The 24,176-nt window shown below is 63.8% G+C and carries 18 protein-coding genes and 1 pseudogene; 13 read left to right on the plus strand and 6 right to left on the minus strand.

Going from position 1 to position 24,176, the window contains the following annotated elements; all coding sequences use genetic code 11:
- Positions 1-182: 182 nt before the first annotated feature.
- Positions 183-638: a redox-sensitive transcriptional activator SoxR gene (soxR, locus tag ACIP1G_RS25815; RefSeq protein WP_400742089.1), complete on the minus strand. Its 456-nt coding sequence runs from the start codon at positions 636-638 to the stop codon at positions 183-185.
- Between the two features lie 85 nt (positions 639-723).
- On the opposite strand from soxR, the gene ACIP1G_RS25820 reads away from it, so the two are divergent.
- The 6 genes and pseudogenes from ACIP1G_RS25820 to ACIP1G_RS25845 form a co-directional block, all read left to right on the plus strand.
- Entirely contained in the window at positions 724-1,821 is a 1,098-nt protein-coding gene (locus ACIP1G_RS25820; protein WP_400742090.1) for an efflux RND transporter periplasmic adaptor subunit, read from the plus strand.
- Positions 1,818-4,898, plus strand: coding sequence for a MexW/MexI family multidrug efflux RND transporter permease subunit (locus tag ACIP1G_RS25825; RefSeq protein ID WP_400742093.1), 3,081 nt, complete (start codon positions 1,818-1,820; stop codon positions 4,896-4,898). The genes ACIP1G_RS25820 and ACIP1G_RS25825 overlap by 4 nt, the downstream gene beginning before the upstream one ends.
- A gap of 507 nt (positions 4,899-5,405) precedes the next feature.
- On the plus strand, positions 5,406-5,897 hold the full coding sequence (locus ACIP1G_RS25830; RefSeq protein WP_400742095.1) for a MarR family winged helix-turn-helix transcriptional regulator: 492 nt from the start codon (positions 5,406-5,408) through the stop codon (positions 5,895-5,897).
- Positions 5,890-6,642 (plus strand): class I SAM-dependent methyltransferase, encoded by a 753-nt coding sequence (locus ACIP1G_RS25835; protein ID WP_400742098.1) that lies wholly within the window; start codon positions 5,890-5,892, stop codon positions 6,640-6,642. The genes ACIP1G_RS25830 and ACIP1G_RS25835 overlap by 8 nt, the downstream gene beginning before the upstream one ends.
- Positions 6,639-6,800 (plus strand): hypothetical protein, encoded by a 162-nt coding sequence (locus ACIP1G_RS25840; protein ID WP_400742101.1) that lies wholly within the window; start codon positions 6,639-6,641, stop codon positions 6,798-6,800. Before ACIP1G_RS25835 ends, ACIP1G_RS25840 begins: the two co-directional genes overlap by 4 nt.
- 9 nt (positions 6,801-6,809) lie before the next feature.
- Positions 6,810-7,010 (plus strand): annotated as a pseudogene (locus ACIP1G_RS25845) (thioesterase family protein); the annotation flags it as partial.
- 72 nt (positions 7,011-7,082) lie between these two features.
- Here ACIP1G_RS25845 and ACIP1G_RS25850 read toward each other — a convergent pair.
- Positions 7,083-7,820 (minus strand): GntR family transcriptional regulator, encoded by a 738-nt coding sequence (locus ACIP1G_RS25850; protein ID WP_400742104.1) that lies wholly within the window; start codon positions 7,818-7,820, stop codon positions 7,083-7,085.
- A gap of 113 nt (positions 7,821-7,933) precedes the next feature.
- Positions 7,934-8,377, minus strand: coding sequence for an acetyltransferase (locus ACIP1G_RS25855; protein ID WP_400742107.1), 444 nt, complete (start codon positions 8,375-8,377; stop codon positions 7,934-7,936).
- Positions 8,378-8,643: 266 nt separating this feature from the next.
- Between ACIP1G_RS25855 and ACIP1G_RS25860 the strand changes: the two genes are divergently transcribed.
- Complete coding sequence (locus ACIP1G_RS25860) at positions 8,644-9,552, plus strand: LysR substrate-binding domain-containing protein (protein WP_400742109.1); 909 nt, start codon at positions 8,644-8,646, stop codon at positions 9,550-9,552.
- Between the two features lie 249 nt (positions 9,553-9,801).
- On the opposite strand, the gene lysA is transcribed toward ACIP1G_RS25860, so the two are convergent.
- Complete coding sequence (gene lysA / locus ACIP1G_RS25865; protein WP_400742111.1) at positions 9,802-11,034, minus strand: diaminopimelate decarboxylase; 1,233 nt, start codon at positions 11,032-11,034, stop codon at positions 9,802-9,804.
- Positions 11,035-11,170: 136 nt separating this feature from the next.
- Between lysA and ACIP1G_RS25870 the strand changes: the two genes are divergently transcribed.
- Entirely contained in the window at positions 11,171-12,076 is a 906-nt protein-coding gene (locus ACIP1G_RS25870) for a LysR family transcriptional regulator (RefSeq protein WP_400742113.1), read from the plus strand.
- A gap of 144 nt (positions 12,077-12,220) precedes the next feature.
- On the opposite strand, the gene ACIP1G_RS25875 is transcribed toward ACIP1G_RS25870, so the two are convergent.
- Complete coding sequence (locus ACIP1G_RS25875) at positions 12,221-12,574, minus strand: hypothetical protein (RefSeq protein WP_400742115.1); 354 nt, start codon at positions 12,572-12,574, stop codon at positions 12,221-12,223.
- Positions 12,575-12,848: 274 nt separating this feature from the next.
- Between ACIP1G_RS25875 and ACIP1G_RS25880 the strand changes: the two genes are divergently transcribed.
- Positions 12,849-17,714 (plus strand): NAD-glutamate dehydrogenase, encoded by a 4,866-nt coding sequence (locus ACIP1G_RS25880; protein WP_400742118.1) that lies wholly within the window; start codon positions 12,849-12,851, stop codon positions 17,712-17,714.
- A gap of 157 nt (positions 17,715-17,871) precedes the next feature.
- Here ACIP1G_RS25880 and ACIP1G_RS25885 read toward each other — a convergent pair whose 3' ends face one another.
- Complete coding sequence (locus tag ACIP1G_RS25885; RefSeq protein ID WP_400742121.1) at positions 17,872-18,690, minus strand: pyruvate, water dikinase regulatory protein; 819 nt, start codon at positions 18,688-18,690, stop codon at positions 17,872-17,874.
- A gap of 191 nt (positions 18,691-18,881) precedes the next feature.
- Here ACIP1G_RS25885 and ppsA point away from each other — a divergent pair, with 191 nt between their 5' ends.
- The 4 genes from ppsA to ACIP1G_RS25905 all read left to right on the plus strand — a co-directional run bounded on the left by ppsA (position 18,882) and on the right by ACIP1G_RS25905 (position 24,075).
- Positions 18,882-21,257, plus strand: coding sequence for a phosphoenolpyruvate synthase (gene ppsA / locus ACIP1G_RS25890; RefSeq protein WP_400742123.1), 2,376 nt, complete (start codon positions 18,882-18,884; stop codon positions 21,255-21,257).
- A gap of 102 nt (positions 21,258-21,359) precedes the next feature.
- Positions 21,360-22,352, plus strand: a complete 993-nt coding sequence (locus ACIP1G_RS25895; protein WP_400742126.1) for an alpha/beta fold hydrolase — start codon at positions 21,360-21,362, stop codon at positions 22,350-22,352.
- A 208-nt stretch (positions 22,353-22,560) separates the two neighbouring features.
- Complete coding sequence (gene rraA, locus ACIP1G_RS25900; RefSeq protein WP_400742128.1) at positions 22,561-23,052, plus strand: ribonuclease E activity regulator RraA; 492 nt, start codon at positions 22,561-22,563, stop codon at positions 23,050-23,052.
- Between the two features lie 27 nt (positions 23,053-23,079).
- Positions 23,080-24,075: a zinc transporter ZntB gene (locus ACIP1G_RS25905; RefSeq protein ID WP_400742130.1), complete on the plus strand. Its 996-nt coding sequence runs from the start codon at positions 23,080-23,082 to the stop codon at positions 24,073-24,075.
- Positions 24,076-24,176: the final 101 nt, after the last annotated feature.

The raw sequence follows: 24,176 nt of genomic DNA on the forward strand, positions 1-24,176 counted from the left end.
TTTTGAAGGGACATGAACCGAGCTCGTAAAAACAGAGCTCGTTTCTATTGTGGCTTGGCGAGCAAGTCAATTTCTTAACTGACTGGCATTAGGGCTTGCCCGCGAACACGGGCGAAGCCCGTGCCATCCACCGCGGTGTCTTCTTCGCGGGTAAACCCGCTCCCACAGCGACCGAGCAAGCCTTATCGGGCCTTGTTCTCCAGTATCCGCGGCCCAGTCCCTTCCTGCCCCAGCACATCCCCGGGGTTGCGCAGCGGGCAATCCTCCAGCGACAGGCAACCGCAACCGATGCAGTTGTCCAGGCTGTCGCGCAATGCCTCCAGGGTTCGAATGCGGGCGTTGAGGTCTTCGCGCCAGGCGGTCGACATCTCGCCCCATTGCGCCGCCGTTAGCTTGCTGTTGGGCGCATAGCGGCTGAATGCCTGCTTGATTTCCTCAAGCGGAATACCGGTGCGCTGCGCCACCTTGATGATCGCCAGCGTGCGCAGCACCAGCGACGGATAGCGGCGCTGGTTACCTGCCGTACGCACGCTGGCGATCAGCCCCTTGGTCTCGTAGAAGTGCAGCGCAGACACCGCCACGCCGCTGCGTTTGGCCACTTCACCTACTGTGAGCATCCGCGTGTTGTCCGCTGCCATGCCTGTTGACCTCAAGCTAAGTTGAGCTCTTATAGTCCTGTCCGATCTTCCTCGCAACCGCTTTCCCTGATGATCGGAGCAGTGCATGAACAAACGGACGTTACTGGCCTGGGCTGGCGCTGTTGCCGGTGTGCTGGCCGCAGGCTACGCGCTGATGGGCAGCGGTTCGGCACAGCCCGTTGCCGCGACATGGCCGGCGACCAAGGTGGCATTGGCCACGGCCGAGCAGGTGCAGCTGGCACGGCAGAACTTTGCCTCGGGGGAGCTGGAGGCGGTCAACCAGGTGCAGGTGGCGGCCGAGGCGGCGGGTCGTATCACCCGCATTGCCTTCGAGTCGGGGCAAGCGGTTACGGCCGGGCAGTTGCTGGTGCAGCTCAACGATGCCCCGGAGCAGGCCTTGCGCGTACAACTGCGGGCCAGACTGCGCAACGCCGAGGTGATCTTGCAGCGCAGCCGTAAACTGCGGGCGATGAATGCGGTGTCGCAGGAACTGCTGGACAACGCCGCCACTGCTGCGGACGTGGCCAGCGGTGAGCTGCAGCATGTCGAGGCGCTGATCGCGCAGAAGGCCATCCGCGCACCGTTTGCCGGCAAGCTTGGCATCCGTCGGGTGCATCTGGGCCAGTACCTGGGCGCTGGCGAAACCCTGGTCAGCCTGGCCGACATCAGCCAGTTGCACGTCAATTTCGCCCTGGGCGAGCAGGCTGCCCCCGAGGTTCACCTCGGCCAGGTGTTGGCGTTGAATGTGGATGCCGTGCGCGGGCAACGCTTCGAGGCCAGGGTGGTGGCCGTCGATCCGGTGGTCAGCAAGGCGCGCCTGGTGCAGGTGCAGGCCGCCTTGGCGAACCCGGACGGGCAGTTGCAGCCGGGCATGTACGCCGGCGTGCGCCTGGACGCTGCGCAGCCTTCAACCGTGCTGGCCGTGCCGGAAACCGCGATTACCTACACCGCCTACGGGCAGACGGTGTTTGTCGCTACCCGGGACGCGGAGCAAGGCAGCCGGGTCAGCCGGGTGCGGGTGACCACCGGCGAGCGCTGGCAGGGGCGGGTGGAGGTGACCTCCGGCCTGGCGGCCGGTGACCAGGTGGTGGTTTCCGGCCAGTTGAAACTGACCGATGGCATGCCGGTCGAGCCGGTGGCACAGGACAGCCTGCAGGCCAACCTGGGAGGGCGGCAGCCGTGAAGTTTACCGACCTCTTCGTACGCCGCCCGGTGCTGGCGCTGGTAGTCAGCAGCCTGATCATCCTGATGGGGCTGTTTGCCATGGGCAAGCTGCCGATTCGCCAGTACCCGTTGCTGGAAAGCTCGACCATCACCATCAGCACCGAGTACCCCGGCGCCTCCGCCGAACTGATGCAAGGCTTCGTCACCCAGCCGATCACCCAGGCAGTATCGTCGGTCGAGGGCATCGACTACCTGTCCTCATCGTCGCAGCAGGGGCGCAGCCTGATCACCTTGCGCATGTTGCTCAACCGCGATTCGACCCAGGCCCTGGCCGAAACCATGGCCAAGGTCAACCAGGTGCGCTATCGCCTGCCGGAAAAGGCCTACGACCCAGTAGTGGAGCTGTCGGCCGGTGACTCCACGGCTGTGGCTTACGTGGGCTTTGCCAGCGACAGCCTGTCGATACCGGAACTGAGCGATTACTTGTCGCGGGTGGTGGAACCGCAGTTCTCTGGCATCGACGGCGTGGCCAAGGTGCAGTCGTTCGGCGGGCAGCGCCTGGCCATGCGCCTGTGGCTGGATAGCGAACAGATGGCCGGGCGTGGGGTAACTGCCGACGACGTGGCGCGGGCGGTGCGAGCCAACAACTACCAGGCGACACCGGGCCAGGTGCGCGGGCAGTACGTGCTGGCCGATATCCAGGTGGACACCGACCTGACCCGGGTCGAGGACTTCCGTGAGCTGATCATCCGCAACGATGGCACCGACCTGGTTCGCCTGCGCGATGTTGGCACAGTCGAGCTGAGCGCGGCGGCCACCCAGACCAGCGCTACCATGGACGGCAAGCCCGCCGTGCACCTGGGGCTGTTCCCCACGCCGACCGGCAACCCGCTGGTGATCGTCGAGGGCATTCGCCAACTGTTGCCGCAGATCCAGCAGACCTTGCCACCTGGCGTGACCGTGGCGCTGGCCTATGAGACCGCGCGCTTCATTGATGCCTCGATCCATGAGGTGCTGCGTACCTTGGTGGAGGCGATGTTGATCGTGGTGCTGGTGATCTGGCTGTGCCTGGGCTCACTGCGCAGCGTGCTGATCGCGGTGGTCGCCATCCCGCTGTCGATGCTCGGCGCGGCGGGCCTGATGCTGCTGTTCGGCTTCAGCCTCAACTTGCTGACCTTGCTGGCGATGGTGTTGGCCATCGGCCTGGTGGTGGACGATGCCATCGTGGTGGTGGAGAACGTGCACCGGCATATCGAAGAGGGTAGGTCGCCGGTCGCGGCGGCATTGGCCGGGGCACGAGAAATTGCCGGGCCGGTGATCGCCATGACCCTGACCCTGGCGGCGGTGTACGCGCCGATCGGGCTGATGGGCGGGCTGACCGGTACGTTGTTCCGCGAGTTTGCCCTGACCTTGGCGGGGGCGGTGATCGTGTCCGGTGTCGTCGCACTGACCTTGTCGCCGGTGATGAGCTCGCTGCTGCTGCAAACCGGCCAGCAGCACGGCGCCATGGCCAACATGGCCGACCGCGTGTTTGGCGTGCTGACCGGGGCTTATGCGCGGGTGCTGGCCTACACCCTGGCGCATCGCTGGATCAGTGGCGGCGTGGCGCTGCTGGTGTGCCTGAGCCTGCCCTGGCTATACCTGCTGCCCCAGCGCGAACTGGCCCCGCCCGAGGACCAGGCGGCGGTGCTTACGGCGATCAAGTCGCCGCAGCATGCCAGCCTGGATTATGTGGAACGCTTTGCGCTGAAGCTGGACCAGGTGATGAAGGCCATCGACGAAACCACCGACACCTGGATCATCAACGGCACCGACGGCCCGGCTGCCAGTTTTGGTGGTATCAACCTCAGCGCCTGGCAGGCGCGCGAGCGCTCCGCTGCACAGGTGCAGGCGCAGTTGCAGCAGGCCGTGGCGGATATCGAAGGCAGCAGCATCTTCGCTTTCCAGGTGGCGTCGCTGCCGGGCTCCAGTGGCGGGTTGCCGGTGCAGATGGTGCTGCGCAGCGCCCAGGATTACCCCGAGCTGTACCAGACCATGGAAGTGCTCAAGCAACGCGCCCGCGACAGCGGCCTGTTCGCTGTGGTGGACAGCGACCTCGACTACAACAACCCGGTAGTCAAGGTGCGCGTCGACCGCGCCAAGGCGGCTAGCCTGGGTATCAGCATGCAGGCCATCGGCGAGTCGCTGGGTGTGCTGGTGGGCGAGCAGTACCTCAACCGATTTGCCTTGTTCGGGCGTTCCTACGACGTTATTCCACAGAGCATCCAGGACCAGCGCCTGACCCCGGCGGCGCTGAATCGCCAGTATGTGCGTGCCGAGGATGGCAGCCTGGTGCCGCTGGCTACCGTGGTGCACCTGGATATCGAAGTGGCGCCCAACCGCCTGTTGCAGTTCGATCAGCAGAACGCCAGCACCTTGCAGGCAATCCTGGCGCCAGGTGTGTCGATGGGCAATGCCGTGGCATTTCTCGAACAGCTCGCTGCCGAACTGCCGCCGGGCTTCAGCCATGACTGGCAATCGGAATCGCGCCAGTATGTTCAGGAGGGCTTTGCCCTGATGTGGGCGTTTCTTGCCGCGCTGGTGGTGATCTACCTGGTGCTGGCGGCGCAGTACGAAAGCCTGGTCGATCCGCTGATCATTCTGGTGACCGTGCCGTTGTCGATCTGTGGCGCGCTGCTGCCGCTGGCACTGGGCTGGGCCACGTTGAACATCTACACGCAGATCGGCCTGGTGACGCTGATCGGCCTGATCAGCAAGCACGGCATTCTGATGGTCGAGTTCGCCAACGAGATCCAGCTGCGCGACAACCTCGACCGGGCGACGGCCATTGTCCGCGCCGCGCAGATCCGCCTGCGGCCGGTGCTGATGACCACGGCGGCGATGACCTTCGGCGTGCTGCCGCTGCTGTTCGCCAGTGGCGCAGGGGCCAACAGCCGGTTCGGGCTGGGCGTGGTAATTGTGTGCGGGATGCTGGTGGGGACGATGTTTACCTTGTTCGTGCTGCCGACCATCTATGCCTGGCTGGCGCGGGATCACAGGGTGGTGACGGCGCGCGGGCGGCAGTTGCAGGAGGCTGAGCGGGTGTTGGGCATGTGAGAGAGAAATATCAATCAGCCGACCTGCGCGGCCGCTCCCACACTGGGCCGCGCGGAGCAGAAGGAAAATTGGGGAAGAGTGGCTGCGATTTGTCCGTCGTGGAAGTGGGGTGAGGGCTTTCAGGTGTATGTCTTGGGATTTTGGTTGATGCACAGATCGAGCGCCGCCCGCGCGGCGCTTCGCAGCACAAGGCTGCTCCTACATCTGTTTCGGGCCAGTTTTCCTGTGCCAGGTGGGTTGCAGCCTTGGTGTATGGCTGGAGATCGATGAAGAGCAACGGCGTCCCCTTCGATATTGAATGGAACACACAAGGCGGACAGCGGTGACCTCACAGGCGTGACTGGCCCGAAACAAATGTAGGAGCAGCCTTGTGCTGCGAAGCGCCGCGCGGGCGGCGCTCGATCTCAAAGGCGCTGAAAATGTTGTGACAAGCCGATTGAGGGGAGCCATCTTGCCATTTGCATTAGCGCTAATGTAAATTGCCGGCAACCGCAATGGAGCGTTGCCATGAGCATGAAAATCGAGCCCGGCCTGGGCGAATTGCTGCGTTATGTGTCGGAGTTGGTGGAGTACGGCGCCGAAGAGCACTACAGCCAGATGCAGATCAACTACCGGGCCCGCTATACGCCCGTGCTGCGTGCGCTGCGCTCCGGCGCACAGACGGTGACCGAAATCACCGCCTGCACCCACCTCACGCAAGGCGCCATCAGCCAGACCCTGGGCCACATGGAGGCAGACGGCATCATCACGCGCCAGCGTGGCGACGATGGCCGCAAGACCTTCATCTGCCTGACCGCTCATGGCGAGGCGCTGTTGCTCAAACTCGACCAGCACTGGGCGGGGACCTTCGCGACCATCGAGCAGCTGGAGCACGAAGTGGGGTACCCGCTTCGCCAAGTGTTGCAAGACACTGCTCGGCTGCTGGAACAGCGTGGTTTTTCCCAGCGGCTCAACGATCAGAAGCTGGCGATGACTGCGGAGGTGGCCGTCGATGAATGACTTGCTCACGACCAACTGGTTCGACCAGGGCGGGCAGGCTTATGCGCGTTTCCGCCCGGAATACCCGCCGGCGCTGGCGGCTTACCTGGCGTCGTTGGCACCCAGCCGAGCGGTGGCGGTTGATGTCGGCTGCGGCACTGGCCAATTGACCCGGCACCTGGCCGCGCATTTCAGTTCGGTGTCGGGTTTCGACCCCAGTGCAGACCAGATCCGTCATGCACAGCCGCTGGAAAACATCAGTTATCGCTGCGCGGCGGCGGAAGACTTGCCGCTGCTGTCGCGCAGTGCCGACCTGATTACCGCAGCCCAGGCGGCACACTGGTTCGACCTGCCACGGTTCTATGCCGAGGCCCGTCGCGTGGCCAGCCCGGGTGCGATCCTGGCGTTGATCAGCTACGGCGTGCTGAGCCTGGAAGGCGAGCTGAACGAGCGCTTTGCGCGCTTCTACTGGCAGGAGATCGGCCCGTACTGGCCGGCCGAGCGCAAGCTGGTCGACAGTGGCTATGCGACGCTGGACTTCCCCTTCAGCGAGATCAGCGCGCAGCCGATCGCCATCAAGCTGGACTGGAGCCTTGCCGAGTTTCTTGGCTACATTTCGACCTGGTCGGCAGTGCGCTGCGCCAGGGAGGCCGGGCAGGAGGCGGTGCTGCAGCGCTTTGCCGTCGACCTGGCCGGGCTGTGGGGTGACGTGGATACCAGGCATACGGTGACCTGGCCGATCAATATGAGGGTGGGGCGAATATGAATTCCGTAGACAACGCAGGCCCTCAGCCGGGCCTGCAGCACCGCGACACGCTGACCGTGACCGTGCGCCATACCGTGCCACACGTGGCGCCAGACTGGCCGGGCTTTGTCGACATGCCGCCGGTGTTGGCCACGGCGATGATGGTCGGATTCATCTAGCAGACCTGCATCGAAGGGTTGCGACCGTTCCTGCTGCCGGGGCAGCGGACAGTGGGCACGCAGGTGGATGTCAGCCATGTGGCGGCCACGCCGGTTGGAATGACGGTGGCCGCGACGGTGGAACTGGTGGCGGTGGTGGGCAGGGCACAGCTGTTCAAGGTCGAGTGCCATGATGAGGCGGGGCTGATTGGCGCGGGTACGCATCGGCGGGCAGTGATCGACCTGGCCAGGTTCAATGAGCGGCTGGCGGCGATGGGCCGCAAAGCGGCCGCAATGGCTCGGTCAGGATGCCGAGCGATCCCTGCGCATCTGGGTCACCAAGGTAAAGCGGTCATCCGGGTGCACCGTCTCGGACACCGCCATCAAATCGCCGTTTTCCTCACGGTAATGGCGAATGATCTTCAACCCCGGTGAACCGGCCTCGGCCTTCAGTGCCCGGGCCATCTCCGCTGTCAGCAACACCGCCCGCACCTGCTGGTCGACCACCGCGATCGCCCGGCCATAGTGCTGCTCGATCAACCCGGCAATCAGCTGGTCGGGGTGCTCGCGGGCCAGTTCAATCACCTCGGCATAGTCGCGCTGCGCATACACATCGGTCCAGCACAGCGGCGCGGCATTGTGCGCGCGATCAACGCGGATGCTCGACACGCAGAAGTAGTGCTCCCCCGGCACCAGCCCCAACCGCGCCGCCTCGCTCAAGTCGGCGACGAAGTGGCGCACGTCCTGGATTTCCCGCTGCTGGGTTTCTGCCAGGTGCGCAAGGTCGGCCACGCTGGCCAGCGACTGCGAGTAGCCGCCGCGCGGGCTGCTGGCCTCGACCCGGGTACCGACGCGCTTGCGCCGCGACACCAGCCCCTGGTTGAGCAGCTGGTCGATCGCTGCGCGCACCGTATGCCGGCTCACACCGTAAAGGTCGCACAGCTCGAACTCGGTCGGCAGCAGGCTGCCCACCGGGTAGCGGCCGCTGGCGATACCTTCCATCAAGTGCTTTGCCACGGTGGTGTAGCGCGTCGGGTTCATACCTTTGGTCTGTCTCGCAAATTTCATTGGTGACAGAGTAACAGCCATGGGGGCAGGAATTATGGGGGGCTTTACACATAGCCTGCGGGAGCTGCCCAGCGCAGTGCTTTGTATCAAGCCTGAGCGGGCAAGCTCATATGCAGCAAGGGGAACGGCCGGCCTTCGGCATCCAGCGGCGAGCGGCCTGTCTGGATGAAACCATAGTGCTGGTAAAACCCCACTGCCTGCGGGTTCTGCTCATTGACGTCGACGCTCATCGTGCTACGCGACTGGCGGCCGAAATCCAGCAACGCGCGGCCAATGCCCTGGCCATGGTGCGCGGGGTCAACGAAGAGCATTTCCACATGGTTTTCATTGAAGCCGATGAAGCCCAGCGGGCGGTCCTCGGTGTCTACCGCAACCCACAGCTCGACGGCTTGGAAGTACACATCGCGCAATTGCGGCAGCAGTGCATCGATGTCGGACGGTTGCAGAAAGTGATGCGTGGCGCGCACGGCACGCAGCCAGATGTCGAGCAGCTGCGGGAAGTCTGCAGCAATGCCTTGGCGAACGATCATGAAGTCATCCTGAATGGATTGATGTCGGATGGGCGCCAGTGAGCGGCGGCCATGAAGGTGTTGGCATCATGAATGACCGCTTCGCGAGTTAACGCCTGGGCGGTGCACGGCAGGGAAGGCCGGGAGGGAAGAGCGGGAAGGTTAACCGGATTGTGTGGGGCGGGGCAATGGACCGCGCATAGTGCAATACAGGTTTTGACTCGATCGGAATTCTTGTCGATGCTGGACTTGAATCCGCACAACAAGAACCCGGGCCGGGAGCGTCAATGAACCGAAACGAACTGCGCAAAGCCGATATCAACCTGATGGTGGTGTTCGAAGCCCTGATGCAGGAGCGCAACCTCACCCGTGCTGCAGAAAAGCTGTTCGTCGCCCAACCCACGGTCAGTGCCGCGCTGGCCAGGTTGCGGGCAATGTTCAACGACCCGCTGCTGATCCGTGTGGGCAACCGCATGGAGCCCTCGGCCCGCGCCGAAGAAGTCATCAAGTACCTCACCCCGGCGCTGGATGCAATGTCCGTAGCCCTCAGCCTGACCCACGATTTCGACCCGCTGACCAGCAAGATGACCTTCCGCATCGGTTTGTCCGATGACGTCGAGTCGGGGTTGCTGCCACCCCTGCTGCGGGCGCTGCGGGTGGAGGCGCCGAATGTGGTAGTGGTGGTGCAGCATGTTGATTACTGGCGCATCCCCGACCTGCTGGCGGCGGGCGATGTAACGGTCGGCATCAGCCAGACCAAGGGGCTGCCGGCCAACGCCAAGCGCAAGGTGCTGCGCACCATGCAAGGCAGGGTAGTGCGCGCCGACAAGTCGGCCACGGCGCTGACGCTGGATGAGTTTTGCGAGCGCCCGCACGTTCAGGTGTCGCCAACCGCCAACACCCAGGGGGTGGTCGATGACTGGCTGAAAGAAATCGGTCGCGAACGAAAGGTAGTGTTGTCGGTGCCGCAGTTCAGTTCGCTGCCGGCGATTCTGGCCGGTACCGACCTGCTGGCCTGCTGCCCGGACTACGCCGCGCAGGGCATGGAGCGCTGGGGCAACCTGCAGGCCGAGCACCTGCCGTTCGAAACCACGGCACTGGAGCTGGCCATGGTCTGGTTGAGCACCACCGACAGCGACCCTGCCGAACGCTGGCTGCGTAGCCGCCTGGAACAGTACATGGGCGGTGTGCGCTGAGGCAGGGTAACCGGGGCCGCTTGAGGTTTGGCATAAACCATAGAATCTCCCACAGGTAGAGCATGCCTTGAGGTCAGCGTGGTCTTTGTGGGAGCAACTGTCTTGCTCAATTTCCAAGATCTGGCGCGATCCCGGTGGGAGCGGGCTTGGCCCGCGAACACCGGCAACGCCGGTGCCATCCACCGCGTCGCCTGTTTCGCGGGCGCGCCCGCTCCCACAATGCTTACGCGCAGGCTTGGTGAATGGTGTTCAGAACCCCGCCTCCAGGCCCAGCAGGTCCTGCACCGTCTGCCGCCGGCGGATCATGCGCAGCGCACCGTTCTCGATCAGGAACTCAGGCAGCAACGGCCGGCTGTTGTAGTTCGACGACATCGACGCCCCATAGGCCCCGGCATCGTGAATCACCAGCAGGTCGCCCACCTGTGCCTGGGGCAGGTCTTGCGGGGTCAGTTCCTGGTCATCCTGGGTGAACACGTCACCCGATTCGCACAGCGGCCCGGCCACCACGGTTGGTTGGCGTGGGCGGTCCACCGGCTGGCCGTTGGCATCGAGCAGGGTCATGCCGTGATAGGCGCCGTACATCGCCGGGCGCATCAGGTCGTTGAAGCCGGCGTCGATCATCACGAAGGTATTGCGCCCCACTTGCTTCACGGCGCGCACCTCGGCCACCAGGTAGCCAGACTCCGCCACCAGGAAGCGCCCAGGTTCGATTTCCATGCGCATCGGGTGGCCGAGCATCGCTTCGATTTCCTTGCGTGCCACTGCCCAGGTCTGCGCGTAGCGCTGCAGGTCGACTGGCTTGTCGGTGCTGCGGTACGGGGTGGAAAGCCCGCCACCGATGGAGAAGGCCTCGATGTCCACGCCCAGGCGGCCGATCAGCTCGATCATCGAGCGGGCGACTTGCTCCAGGTGCTGGTAATCCACCCCGGAACCGATGTGCATGTGCACGCCCACCAGGTGCAGACCATGGGCCTTGATCACCGCCAGCGCCTCGTCCAGCTCTTCATGCCAGATGCCGTGCTTGCTGTTCTCGCCGCCGGTGTTGGTCTTGCGGCTGTGGCCATGGCCGAAGCCAGGGTTGATGCGGATCCACACGCGGTGCCCGGGGGAGCGTTCACCCAGCTGACGCAGCATGTCGATGGAGCCGGCATTGACTTCGATTTTCTCCGCCACCACCCGCTCCAGGGTTGGCCGATCCAGCGCGTCGCAGGTCAGCACCACGCCAGCGGGGTCGCCGTCAACGCTCGCACCTGCTGCGAAGGCCCGTTCCATCTCACCCAGCGACACCGCGTCCAGCACCAGGCCATGGGCGCGCATCAGGCGCAGCACATGCAGGTTGGGGTTGGCTTTCTGGGCGAAGCGTACGGTGTCGAACACCTTCAGCTGTTCGACACGCTCGGCGATGGTGCTGGCGTCGTAGGCCCACAGCGGCGAGCCGTGCTGGCGGACCGCCTCGGCCAGGAGGGAGAAGGGTGCAGTCATGGTGGCGCTACTCATTCAAGGAAGTCGTATAAGGAAGGCCACGAGCATGAGCCAAAGCAGGAATTCAGAAAAATAGCTATTTTTCTGTTGGCCATTCATATCTGATATAGCTATTGCCGACTTACCGGGTGTTGCCGTGAAACTGTCTGTCCGCCATATCGAAGTATTCCGCGCCATCATGGCCGCTGGCAGCGTCACCGGTGCGGCACGCCTGCTGTTCACCTCGCAGCCCACCGTCAGCCGTGAGCTGGCGCGCTTGGAGCAAGTGACCGGGCTGAACCTGTTCGAGCGCGAAGGCGGGCGCCTGGTGGCGACAGCCCAGGCGTTGCTGTTGATCGAGGAGGTCGAGCGCGCCTACGTAGGGCTGGAGCGGATTGACCGCTTTGCCCAGGCCATCCGCAATTTCGAGCAGGGCCGGCTGGCCATTACCTGCTTGCCGTTGTTCTCGCAGACGCTGCTGCCCAAGGCCTGCCAGCGCTTTCACCAGCAGCATCGGGGCGTGAGTGTGAGCATCCTGGCGCAGGAGTCGCCATTGTTGGAGGAATCACTGGTCGCCCAGCAGCATGACCTGGGCCTGACCGAGGTTGAACAGATACCGCGCGGTGCCTATGGCGAACTGCTGTTTAGCGCCAACATGGTGTGTGTGTTGCCCGAGCACCACCCGTTGCAGGCCAAGGCCGAGCTGGAGTTGAGCGATTTCCACGAGGTCGACTTCATCAACCTGGCCAGCCTCGACACCTACCGGCAGCGCCTGGACCAGCACTTCCGGGCGGCGGGGGTGAACCGCCGCACGGTGATCGAGACCACCAGTGCCGCTTCGGTATGTGCCATGGTGCGCCAAGGCCTGGGGGTGGCGATCATCAACCCGCTGAGCGGGCTGGAGGCGGCCCAGGGCGGGTTGCCGATCCGCCGCTTGCGGGTGTCGGTGCCGTATCAGGTGATGCTGATCAGGCCGGATCATAGGCCTGCTTCGGCGGCGGTGGAGCCGTTTTGTGAGGCGTTGCGGGTGCAGGCGCAAGAAATGCAGGCGGCGTTGATTTAAGGCCAGGCATGCTCTTTGTAGGAGCGGCCTTGCGTCGCGAAAGGGCCGCAAAGCGGCCCTAGGATTCCAGCGTCACGGCATATATTGCCGGGGCCGCGTTGCGGCCCTTTCGCGACACAAGGCCGCTCCTACAAGGGACCGCGTTCAAAGCTCGCAGACGAAGGTCCCGGTCCCAGCCAGGATGTTCTCCAGGGTTTCCTTCACCTCATCCATGTCACTCAAATCGCTGGTCAGGTTGATCTCCAGCACTTCGTCGCCCTTCAGCGCATCACGGTCACCGGCCGCCACTTCGATCAGCAGGCGCTTGGCACTCAAGGTCACTTTCAGCCCATCCAGCGTCGACGGCTCGTCATCCAGGGTCAGGTCGACGGTATCTTCGTCCGGGTAGCGGGTAAGCAGGAACATCTGGCCCTTGTCGCTGTGGCAGCACAGGGTCGCCATGTTGTCTTCCTCATCATCGCAAGGGGTGGCGAACAGCAGGGCGGTGTTGATTTGCATGGACAGGGCTCGGATCAAGGGAAACGGAAGGGAATTCTGACAGTCTTGCGTACATCCATAAACGTAAAGTTACCGCCCCTTGACCGAAATTGTCGCAGCGCTGCAAGCCTTGATGACCGATCAGTCGTTAAGCTTCGGCGAGCCCTGGGCGTGCCTGCGCACGTTCAACGCCTGGTTTTACCGTCCGCCTTGCCACGGGTTGGCTATCGTTGATCCGTACACGGCGCACGCAGCGACGCTTCAATTATTACAAAGCCCAAGCGGAGTACCACAGATGGCGTTCTTCACCGCAGCCAGCAAAGCCGACTTCCAGCATCAACTGCAAGCGGCCCTGGCGCAGCACATCAGCGAACAGTCCCTGCCACAAGTGGCCCTGTTCGCCGAGCAGTTCTTCGGCATCATCTCTCTGGACGAACTCACCCAGCGCAGGCTTTCCGACCTGGCCGGCTGCACCCTGTCAGCCTGGCGCATCATCGAACGTTTCGACCCCGAATACCCGCAAGTGCGGGTGTACAACCCTGACTACGAACGCAATGGCTGGCAGTCGACCCACAGCGTGGTCGAAGTGCTGCACCACGACCTGCCGTTCCTGGTCGACTCGGTACGCACCGAGCTCAACCGCCGTGGCTACAGCATCCACACCCTGCAGACCACCGTGCTCAGCGTACGCCGTGGCGCCAAGGGCGAGCTGCTGGAACTGCTGCCCAAGGGCACCCACGGCGAGGGCGTGCGCCATGAGTCGCTGATGTACCTGGAGATCGACCGTTGCGCCAACGCCGCCGAACTGACGGTGCTGGCCCGCGAGATCGAGCAGGTGCTGGCCGAAGTGCGGGTGGTGGTCGCCGACTTCGAACCGATGAAAGCCAAGCTGCGTGAAGTGGTGGCCGAGGTGGAACAGACCGCCTTCGGCCCGGCGCAAAATGAGAAGGGCGAGGTCAAAGCCTTCCTCGAATGGCTGCTGGACAACCACTTCACCTTCCTGGGCTATGAAGAATTCACCGTCAAGGGCGATGCCGACGGCGGCCAGATGGTGTACGACGAGCAGTCGTTCCTCGGCCTGCCGCGCCGCCTGCGCGTGGGCCTGACCGCAGATGAGCTGCGTATCGAAGACTACGCCGTGGCCTACCTCAACGAGCCGCTGCTGCTGTCGTTCGCCAAGGCCGCGCTGCCCAGTCGCGTGCACCGCCCGGCCTACCCGGACTACGTGTCGATCCGCCAGCTGGACGCCGATGGCAAGGTGATCAAGGAACACCGCTTCATGGGCCTGTACACCTCGTCGGTGTATGGCGAAAGCGTGCATGCCATTCCGTATATCCGCGTGAAGGTGGCCGAAGTCGAGCGCCGCTCTGGCTTCGACCCCAAGGCCCACCTGGGCAAGGAACTGGCCCAGGTGCTTGAAGTGCTGCCGCGCGACGACCTGTTCCAGACGCCGATCGACGAGCTGTTCAACACGGTCATGGCGATTGTGCAGATCCAGGAACGCAACAAGATCCGCGTGTTCCTGCGCAAGGACCCGTACGGCCGCTTCTGCTACTGCCTGGCCTATGTGCCGCGGGAAATCTACTCCACCGAAGTGCGGCAGAAGATCCAGCAGGTGCTGATGGAGCGCCTGAAGGCCAGCGACTGCGAGTTCTGGACCTTCTTCTCCGAGTCGGTACTGGCCCGTGTGCAACTGATTCTGCGGGTAGACCCGAAGAACCGCATCGACATCGACCCGCAGCAGCTGGAACGCGAAGTGATCCAGGCCTGCCGCTCGTGGCATGACGACTACTCGGCGCTGGTGATCGAGAACTTCGGCGAAGCCCAGGGCACCAACATCCTTGCCGACTTCCCCAAAGGCTTCCCCGCGGGTTACCGCGAGCGTTTTGCCGCGCACTCGGCGGTGGTCGACCTGCAGCATGTGCTGAACCTGTCGGAAAGCAAGCCGCTGGCGATGAGCTTCTACCAGCCGCTGACCCAGGCCGGCGAGCGCATCCTGCACTGCAAGCTGTACCATGCCGATACCCCGCTGGCGCTGTCCGACGTGCTGCCGATCCTGGAAAACCTCGGCCTGCGCGTGCTCGGCGAGTTCCCGTACCGGGTACGCCATGCCAGCGGCCGTGAGTACTGGATCCACGACTTCGCCTTTACCTACAGCGAAGGCCTGAGCCTGGACATCCAGCAACTCAACGACACCCTGCAGGACGCCTTCATTCACATCGTTCGCGGTGACGCCGAAAACGACGCGTTCAACCGCCTGGTGCTGACTGCCGGCCTGCCATGGCGCGACGTGGCGCTGTTGCGTGCCTACGCCCGTTACCTGAAGCAGATCCGCCTGGGCTTTGACCTGGGCTACATCGCCAGCACCCTGAACAACCACACCGACATCGCCCGCGAGCTGACCCGGTTGTTCAAGACCCGCTTCTACCTGGCGCGCAAGCTCACCCAGGACGACCTGGATGACAAGCAATTGCGCCTGGAACAGGCCATCCTGACCGCGCTGGACGACGTGCAGGTGCTCAACGAAGACCGCATCCTGCGCCGCTACCTGGACCTGATCAAGGCCACCCTGCGCACCAACTTCTACCAGCCGGACGCCAACGGCCAGAACAAGTCGTACTTCAGCTTCAAGTTCAACCCCAAGCTGATCCCCGAACTGCCAAAACCGGTGCCCAAGTTCGAGATCTTCGTCTACTCGCCACGGGTCGAGGGCGTGCACCTGCGCTTTGGCAACGTCGCGCGTGGCGGCCTGCGTTGGTCCGACCGCGAAGAGGACTTCCGCACCGAAGTGCTGGGCCTGGTCAAAGCTCAGCAAGTGAAGAACTCGGTGATCGTGCCGGTCGGCGCCAAGGGCGGCTTCCTGCCACGGCGCCTGCCGCTGGGTGGCGGGCGTGACGAGATCGCCGCCGAAGGCGTGGCGTGCTACCGCATCTTCATTTCCGGCCTGCTCGACATCACCGACAACCTCAAGGACGGTGGCGTGGTGCCGCCGGCCAACGTGGTGCGCCACGACGATGACGACCCGTACCTGGTGGTGGCGGCCGACAAAGGCACCGCGACCTTCTCCGACATCGCCAACGGCATCGCCATCGACTACGGCTTCTGGCTGGGCGATGCATTCGCCTCGGGCGGCTCGGCCGGTTACGACCACAAGAAGATGGGCATTACCGCGCGCGGCGCCTGGGTGGGCGTGCAGCGCCACTTCCGCGAGCGCGGCATCAACGTGCAGCAAGACCCGATCACCGTCATCGGCGTGGGCGACATGGCCGGCGACGTCTTCGGCAACGGCCTGCTGATGTCCGACAAGTTGCAACTGGTGGCGGCGTTCAACCACCTGCACATCTTCATCGACCCGAACCCGGAGCCGGCCGCAAGCTTTGCCGAGCGCAAGCGCCTGTTCGACCTGCCGCGTTCGGCCTGGAGCGACTACGACACCAGCATCATGTCTGAAGGCGGCGGGATCTTCCCGCGCAGTGCCAAGAGCATCGCCATCAGCCCGCAGATGCAAGCGCGCTTCGCCATCGAAGCCGACCGCCTGACCCCGACCGAGCTGCTCAATGCGCTGCTCAAGGCCCCGGTGGACCTGCTGTGGAACGGCGGTATCGGTACCTACGTCAAGGCCAGCACCGAAAGCCACGCCGATGTCGGCGACAAGGCCAACGACGCGCTGCGGGTCAACGGCAACGAACTGCGCTGCAAGGTGGTGGGCGAGGGCGGCAACCTGGGCATGACCCAGCTCGGCCGGGTCGAGTTCGGCCTTAACGGCGGCGCCACCAACACCGACTTTATCGACAACGCTGGCGGCGTGGACTGCTCCGACCACGAGGTCAACATCAAGATCCTGCTCAACGAAGTGGTGCAGGGTGGCGACATGACCGAGAAGCAGCGCAACCAGCTGCTGGGCAGCATGACCGACGAAGTGGCCGGCCTGGTGCTGGGCAACAACTACAAGCAGACCCAGGCGCTGTCGCTGGCCGCCCGCCGCGCCCGTGAGCGGATTGCCGAATACAAACGCCTGATGGCCGAACTGGAAGCGCGTGGCAAGCTGGACCGCGCCATCGAGTTTCTGCCGTCCGAAGAGCAGCTGGCCGAGCGTTTGGCTGCCGGTCAGGGCCTGACCCGTGCCGAGCTGTCGGTGCTGATCTCGTACAGCAAGATCGACCTCAAGGAACAGCTGCTGAAGTCGCTGGTGCCGGACGACGACTACCTGACCCGCGACATGGAAACCGCCTTCCCGCCGTCGCTGGTCAGCAAGTTCGCCGATTCCATGCGCCGTCACCGCCTGAAGCGCGAAATCGTCAGCACCCAGATCGCCAACGACCTGGTCAACAACATGGGCATCACCTTCGTCCAGCGCCTGAAAGAGTCGACCGGCATGAGCCCGGCCAATGTGGCCGGGGCCTATGTGATCGTGCGCGACATCTTCCACCTGCCGCACTGGTTCCGCCAGATCGAAGCCTTGGACTACCAGGTGCCGGCGGAAGTCCAGCTGACCCTGATGGACGAGCTGATGCGCCTGGGCCGCCGGGCTACCCGTTGGTTCCTGCGTAGCCGCCGTAACGAGCAGGACGCCGGGCGCGACACCGCGCACTTCGGGCCGAAGATCGCGCAACTGGGGCTCAAGCTCGACGAACTGCTCGAAGGCCCGACCCGCGAACGCTGGATGGTGCGCTACCAGGGCTTCGTCGAGGCCGGTGTGCCGGAATTGCTGGCGCGCATGGTGGCCGGCACCAGCCACCTGTATACCCTGCTGCCGATCATCGAAGCGGCCGATGTCACTGGCCATGACCCGGCGCAGGTGGCCAAGGCGTTCTTCGCCGTGGGCAGCTCGCTGGACCTGACCTGGTACCTGCAGGAAATCAGCAACCTGCCGGTGGAGAACAACTGGCAGGCGCTGGCCCGCGAGGCGTTCCGCGACGACATCGACCTGCAGCAGCGGGCGATCACCATCTCGGTCTTGCAGATGGCCGATGCGCCGGAAGACATGGACGCCCGTGTGGCGCTGTGGGCCGAGCAGCACCGGGTGATGGTGGAGCGCTGGCGCGCGATGCTGGACGACCTGCGCAATGCCACCGGTACCGATTATGCGATGTACGCGGTGGCCAACCGCGAGCTGGTCGACCTGGCCATGAGCGGGCAGGCGGCGGTGGTGCCGTCCTGAGGCTTAAGCTGAAATGAAAAAGCCCCGGCAGTGATGCTGGGGCTTTTTTGTACTTCTGTACCGGCCTCTTCGCGGGTAAACCCGCTCCTACAACAGATTGCGCCGCCCCGCCGCCCGGTGTAGGAGCGGGTTCACCCGCGAAAGGGCCGGAGCAGGTTTACTTGAACCGGCGCTCCACCCCTTTCTCCACCAAAATCTTCGCCGAAATCTCTTCCACCGAAAAATGCGTGGAATTGATGTTGGGAATGTTCTCCCGGCGGAACAGGCTTTCCACCTCGCGCACTTCGAATTCGCACTGGGCAAAGCTGGAATAGCGGCTGTTGGGCTTGCGCTCGTGGCGGATGGCCGTCAGCCGGTCGGGGTCGATGGTCAGGCCGAACAGCTTGTTCTGGTGCTTTCTCAGCACCGCCGGCAGCTGTAGGCGCTCCATGTCGTCCTCGGTCAGCGGGTAGTTGGCGGCGCGGATACCGAACTGCATGGCCATGTACAGGCAGGTAGGGGTTTTGCCGCAGCGCGACACGCCCACCAGGATCAGGTCGGCCTTGTCGTAGTAGTGGGTGCGCGCGCCATCGTCGTTGTCGAGGGCGAAATTCACCGCCTCGATGCGTTCCATGTAGTTGGAATTGCCGCCAATCGAGTGCGACTTACCCACGGAATACGACGAATGGGCGGTCAATTCCTGTTCAAGTGGGGATAAAAACGAAGAAAAGATGTCGATCATGAAGCCATTCGACGTTGCCAGGATCTCACGGATGTCCTGATTGACGATGGTGTCGAAGATAATCGGGCGCACCCCGTCACGCTCGGCCGCAGCGTTGATTTGCTGGACCATGGTCCGCGCCTTGTCGGGCGAATCGATGTACGGACGGGTGAATTTGTTGAACGGAATGCTCTCGAATTGTGCGAGCAGACTCTGGCCCAGGGTTTCGGCAGTGATACCGGTGCCGTCGGAGATGAAGAACGCGGTTCGTTTCATTTGCGATCTGGGCCTTAAGCTGATGAAGATTCTTGGATATGATAAGTTCGGTTTGCCGAATGCGGCTGTCGTCATTCTGCCACATTTGCAAAGCCTATTTTCCAGGTACAGGCCACAAACGCCCGGCCAAGTCATAGAAGACAGGCGGGCGCCTTTTGAGCTTTTCCAACACAGTTAGTGGAGAGATCACCTTGGTAGAGTACGTAGTTTCCCTCGATAAGCTCGGCGTCCATGATGTGGAGCATGTGGGGGGCAAGAACGCATCCCTGGGCGAGATGATCAGTAACCTCGCAGGTGCCGGGGTGTCCGTGCCGGGCGGCTTTGCCACCACGGCGCAGGCGTACCGTGACTTTCTCGAGCAGAGTGGCCTGAACGACAAGATTCACGCCGCGCTCGACGCGCTGGACGTGGATGACATCAACGCCCTGACCAAGACCGGCGCGCAGATCCGTCAGTGGGTCATGGAAGCCGAGTTCCCGGCGCGTCTGGATGCGGAAATCCGCACGGCCTTCGCCGAGATGGCCGCTGGCAACGACAACATGGCCGTAGCCGTGCGTTCCTCGGCCACCGCCGAAGACCTGCCGGACGCCTCGTTCGCCGGCCAGCAGGAAACCTTCCTCAACATCCGTGGCGTCGACAACGTGATCCGCGCGGCCAAGGAAGTGTTCGCCTCGCTGTTCAACGACCGCGCCATCGCCTACCGCGTGCACCAGGGCTTCGACCACAAACTGGTCGCCCTGTCTGCCGGCGTGCAGCGCATGGTTCGCTCGGAAACCGGCACCGCCGGCGTCATGTTCACCCTCGACACCGAGTCGGGCTTCCGCGACGTGGTGTTCATCACCGGCGCCTACGGCCTGGGCGAAACCGTGGTGCAGGGTGCGGTCAACCCTGACGAGTTCTACGTGCACAAGAACACCCTGCAGGCCGGCCGCCCGGCCATCCTGCGCCGTAACCTTGGCAGCAAGGCGATCAAGATGGTCTATGGCGAAGAAGCCAAGGCCGGCCGTTCGGTCAAGACTGTCGAAGTGGACCGCGCCGAGCGCGCGCGCTTCTGCCTGACCGATGCCGAGGTCAGCGAGCTGGCCAAGCAGGCGATGATCATCGAACAGCACTACCAGCGCCCGATGGACATCGAGTGGGCCAAAGATGGTGACGACGGCAAGCTGTACATCGTCCAGGCGCGCCCTGAGACGGTGAAGAGCCGCTCCAGCGCCAATGTCATGGAACGCTACCTGCTGAAGGAAAAGGGCACCGTGCTGGTCGAAGGCCGTGCCATTGGCCAGCGCATCGGCGCCGGCAAGGTCCGCGTGATCAACGACGTATCGGAAATGGACAAGGTCCAGCCGGGCGACGTGCTGGTTTCCGACATGACCGACCCGGACTGGGAACCGGTCATGAAGCGCGCCAGCGCCATCGTCACCAACCGCGGTGGCCGTACTTGCCACGCCGCGATCATCGCCCGTGAGCTGGGTATTCCGGCCGTGGTCGGTTGCGGCAACGCCACCCAGGTGCTGAAAGACGGCCAGGGCGTGACGGTTTCCTGCGCCGAAGGCGATACCGGCTTCATCTTCGAAGGTGAGCTGGGCTTCGACATCAAGCAGAACTCGGTCGACGCCATGCCTGACCTGCCGTTCAAGATCATGATGAACGTCGGCAACCCGGACCGCGCCTTCGACTTCGCCCAGCTGCCCAACGCCGGTGTTGGCCTGGCGCGCCTGGAATTCATCATCAACCGTATGATCGGCGTGCACCCCAAGGCGCTGCTGAACTACGCAGGCCTGCCTGCCGACCTGAAAGACAGCGTCGACAAGCGCATCGCCGGCTACAACGACCCGGTCGGCTTCTATGTCGAGAAGCTGGTCGAGGGCATCAGCACCCTGGCCGCGGCCTTCTACCCGAAAAAGGTCATCGTGCGCCTGTCGGACTTCAAGTCCAACGAGTACGCCAACCTGATCGGCGGCAAGCTGTACGAGCCGGAAGAAGAAAACCCGATGCTGGGCTTCCGCGGTGCTTCGCGCTACATCAGCGAATCGTTCCGTGACTGCTTCGAGCTCGAATGCCGTGCCCTGAAGCGCGTGCGCAACGAGATGGGCCTGACCAACGTCGAGATCATGGTGCCGTTCGTGCGCACCCTGGGCGAAGCCAGCCAGGTCGTCGACCTGCTCGCCGAAAACGGCCTGGCCCGCGGCGACAACGGCCTGCGCGTGATCATGATGTGCGAACTGCCGTCCAACGCCATCCTCGCCGAAGAGTTCCTGGAATACTTCGACGGCTTCTCGATCGGTTCCAACGACCTGACCCAGCTGACCCTGGGCCTGGACCGTGACTCGGGCATCATCGCCCACCTGTTCGACGAGCGTAACCCGGCCGTGAAGAAGCTGCTGGCCAACGCCATCCAGGCGTGCAATAAGGCCGGCAAGTACATCGGCATCTGCGGCCAAGGCCCATCGGACCACCCGGACCTGGCCAAGTGGCTGATGGAGCAGGGCATCGATAGCGTGTCGCTGAACCCGGACTCGGTACTCGAAACCTGGTTCTACCTGGCCGAAGGCCAAGGCGCGGCCTGAAGCAGTAAAACGCGGGGGTGCGTCTGGCGTACCCCCGCCTGGTTTTTTCCAGGGCGAGCTCCAGTGATGGATCCCGCCCTTTTTTGTGCACCAAGCAACCTTATGCAAAGCAGCAGCACTCTATTTCCCGTGGCCTTGCTCAGTGCCGAGCGCCGCGGCGACCTCAGCGAAGACGTGTACCGGATCAAGGCCGGCAACGGCCCCGACCCCAGCGTCGAGCTGGCCGTGACCCGCCTGGGACTGGCCGATACGGGGCAGCCCCAGGGCGTGCCGGTCATTCTCCTGCACGGCAGTTTTTCCAACCGGCGCTTCTGGTACTCGCCAAAAGGGATTGGCTTGGGCGCCTTTCTTGCCCGCGCCGGCTTTGATGTGTGGATCCCGGAGATGCGCGGCCACGGCCTGTCGCCGCGCAACCGCCACTGGAAACACAACAGCGTCGCGGCCTATGCCCGCGATGACCTGCCGCTGATTGCCGCGTTCGTGCGCGAGCAATCGGGCCAGGCGCCGCACTGGGTTGGCCATTCCCTGGGCGGGACGACCCTGGCAGCCGCGTTGGGCGGGGGGTTTCTCCCTGCCGAGCAGGTGGCCAGCGTGGCGTTGTTCGGCACCCAGGTCAGCCGCGTCTACTGGCCGCTGAAGGTGCCGCCGCTGACCTGGGGTGCGAAGCTGGTGCTCAAGCGCTGGGGGCAGATTTCCGGGCCGCGTTTCAAGCGTGGGCCGGAGGACGAGCCGATTGGCCTGGCGCTGGAGAGCATGCGCTGGCATGGCCTGTTCGGGCGCTTTGGCGACAAGCAGAATGATTGGTGGGCGGGGCTGGCCGAGGTCGATGTACCGCTGCTGGCGGTGGCCGGTGCGGGCGACTTCCAGGACCCGGTGTGGGCCTGCCGCAAGCTGTTCGAGCAGTTGGGCGGCGAGCGCAAGCAGTTCCTGCGGCTGGGGCGAGAGGAAGGCTTCGAGGCCTTTGGGCATGTCGACATGCTGGTGAGCAAGGCTGCGCAGGTGCAGGTATGGCCGCTGGTGGAGCGCTGGCTGCGTAATCCGCTGCTGCCGGTGCATGCGTCTACCGTGGCTGCGGAGCCTGTGCCGGTCAGCTAATTTTGCTGTGCCTGTACCGGCCTCTTCGCGGCTAAAGCCGCTCCTACATTTTGGAGGGCGGCGCATGCCGTTGTAGGAGCGGCTTTAGCCGCGAAAGGGCCGGCACAGGCAAAACACAACTGACTGCCCGGTCCCGGATGACTGCAATGGCCTCCAAGGTGTAGCCTTGGCCGATACCCGCTTTCGTTGTGACTGACAGGAGCTTCCCATGCAGCATTACGTAACGCCCGACCTGTGTGACGCCTACCCGGACCTGGTACAGGTGCTGGAACCGATGTTCAGCAATTTCGGCGGCCGCGATTCGTTCGGCGGCCAGATCGTCACCATCAAGTGCTTCGAAGACAACTCGCTGGTCAAGGAGCAGGTCGAGCTCAATGGCAAAGGCAAGGTGCTGGTGGTCGATGGCGGCGGTTCGCTGCGCCGTGCGCTGCTGGGCGACATGCTCGCGGAAAAGGCTGCCAAGAATGGCTGGGAAGGCCTGGTGATCTACGGCTGTGTACGTGACGTCGACGTGCTGATCCAGACCGACGTCGGCGTGCAGGCCCTGGCCAGCCACCCGATGAAGACCGACAAGCGCGGCATCGGCGACCTCAACGTGGTGGTGAGCTTCGCCGGGGTCACCTTCCGCCCGGGCGAGTATGTGTATGCCGACAACAACGGCGTGCTGGTCTCGCCAAGCCCGCTGAAAATGCCGGAGTAATGCGCCGCACGCGCTGATGGAGCTTTGATGTTCGAGGAAGACAACGCGCAGTGGGGGCTGGTACATGCCCTGGTGCTCGATGGCAAAGGCGGCGCGCGCTCGATTGCCCGTACCGAACTGGACGACCTGCAGCTGCAACCCGAGCAGAGCCTGTGGCTGCACTGGGATCGCAGCCACCCACAAACCCGCACCTGGCTGCTGCGCGACAGCGGCCTGAGCGAGTTCGCCTGCGAGCTGCTGCTGGAAGAAAACACCCGGCCTCGCCTGCTGCCCATGGCGGACGAGCAGCTGTTGCTGTTTCTGCGTGGGGTCAACCTCAACCCGGGCGCCGAGCCCGAAGACATGGTCTCGGTGCGCATTTTCGCCCAGGCGCAGCGGGTTATCTCGTTGCGCCTGCGGCCATTGCGTGCCAGCGACGAGATTCTCCAGCAGCTGGAACAGGGCAGGGGGCCGAAATCGGCGTCCGAGCTGTTGCTGCTGATGGGTGAACTGCTGACCGAAAAGGTCCAGGGCCTGGTCAGCGACCTTTCCGAACTGGTCGACCTGGAAGAAGAAAAGGTCGAGTCCGACGAACGGTACACCCCGGAGAACGGCTGCCTGCAGCAGATTCGCCGGCGTGCTGCTGGTCTACGGCGTTTCCTCGCCCCACAGCGGGAGATCTACGCCCAGCTGTCACGCAGTAAATGGAGCTGGTTTGCCAATGCCAACGCCGATTACTGGAACGAGCTTAACAACAGCCTGATCCGTTATCTTGAAGAGCTTGAACTGACCCGCGAGCGGGCCGCGCTGGTGCTGGAAAGCGAAGACCGCCGGCGCAGCGAGCGCATGAACCGCACCATGTACCGCTTTGGCATCATTACCTGCATCTTCCTGCCCATGAGCTTCATCACCGGGCTGCTGGGTATCAATGTCGGCGGCATTCCGGGGGCGGAAAACCCCTTGGGCTTCCTGTTTGCCTGCATTGTCGTGCTGGGGCTGGCGGTGGGGCAGTGGTGGCTGTTCCGGCGGTTGCGGTGGGTCTAGCTATGTTTTGCCTGCACGGGCCTCTTCGCGGGCAAGCCCGCTCCTACAGGTACGGCGCCGCTGCTGAAACTGACGCGGTCCCTGTGGGAGCGGGCGTGCCC

It is taken from the genome of Pseudomonas sp. NPDC089392, assembly GCF_044749595.1.
In the GTDB taxonomy this organism is placed as follows: domain Bacteria; phylum Pseudomonadota; class Gammaproteobacteria; order Pseudomonadales; family Pseudomonadaceae; genus Aquipseudomonas.

Excerpts from the sequence above, each read along its gene's own strand:
- ACIP1G_RS25895 (WP_400742126.1), top strand. The coding sequence starts at position 21,360 with ATGCAAAGCAGCAGCACTCTATTTCCCGTGGCCTTGCTCAGTGCCGAG.
- ACIP1G_RS25840 (WP_400742101.1), top strand. The coding sequence starts at position 6,639 with ATGAATTCCGTAGACAACGCAGGCCCTCAGCCGGGCCTGCAGCACCGC.
- ACIP1G_RS25830 (WP_400742095.1), top strand. The coding sequence starts at position 5,406 with ATGAGCATGAAAATCGAGCCCGGCCTGGGCGAATTGCTGCGTTATGTG.
- ACIP1G_RS25855 (WP_400742107.1), bottom strand. The coding sequence starts at position 8,377 with ATGATCGTTCGCCAAGGCATTGCTGCAGACTTCCCGCAGCTGCTCGAC.
- ACIP1G_RS25880 (WP_400742118.1), top strand. The coding sequence starts at position 12,849 with ATGGCGTTCTTCACCGCAGCCAGCAAAGCCGACTTCCAGCATCAACTG.
- ACIP1G_RS25850 (WP_400742104.1), bottom strand. The coding sequence starts at position 7,820 with ATGAACCCGACGCGCTACACCACCGTGGCAAAGCACTTGATGGAAGGT.
- ACIP1G_RS25860 (WP_400742109.1), top strand. The coding sequence starts at position 8,644 with ATGAACCGAAACGAACTGCGCAAAGCCGATATCAACCTGATGGTGGTG.
- soxR (WP_400742089.1), bottom strand. The coding sequence starts at position 638 with ATGGCAGCGGACAACACGCGGATGCTCACAGTAGGTGAAGTGGCCAAA.
- ACIP1G_RS25835 (WP_400742098.1), top strand. The coding sequence starts at position 5,890 with ATGAATGACTTGCTCACGACCAACTGGTTCGACCAGGGCGGGCAGGCT.
- ACIP1G_RS25885 (WP_400742121.1), bottom strand. The coding sequence starts at position 18,690 with ATGAAACGAACCGCGTTCTTCATCTCCGACGGCACCGGTATCACTGCC.
- ACIP1G_RS25875 (WP_400742115.1), bottom strand. The coding sequence starts at position 12,574 with ATGCAAATCAACACCGCCCTGCTGTTCGCCACCCCTTGCGATGATGAG.
- ACIP1G_RS25905 (WP_400742130.1), top strand. The coding sequence starts at position 23,080 with ATGTTCGAGGAAGACAACGCGCAGTGGGGGCTGGTACATGCCCTGGTG.
- lysA (WP_400742111.1), bottom strand. The coding sequence starts at position 11,034 with ATGACTGCACCCTTCTCCCTCCTGGCCGAGGCGGTCCGCCAGCACGGC.
- rraA (WP_400742128.1), top strand. The coding sequence starts at position 22,561 with ATGCAGCATTACGTAACGCCCGACCTGTGTGACGCCTACCCGGACCTG.
- ACIP1G_RS25820 (WP_400742090.1), top strand. The coding sequence starts at position 724 with ATGAACAAACGGACGTTACTGGCCTGGGCTGGCGCTGTTGCCGGTGTG.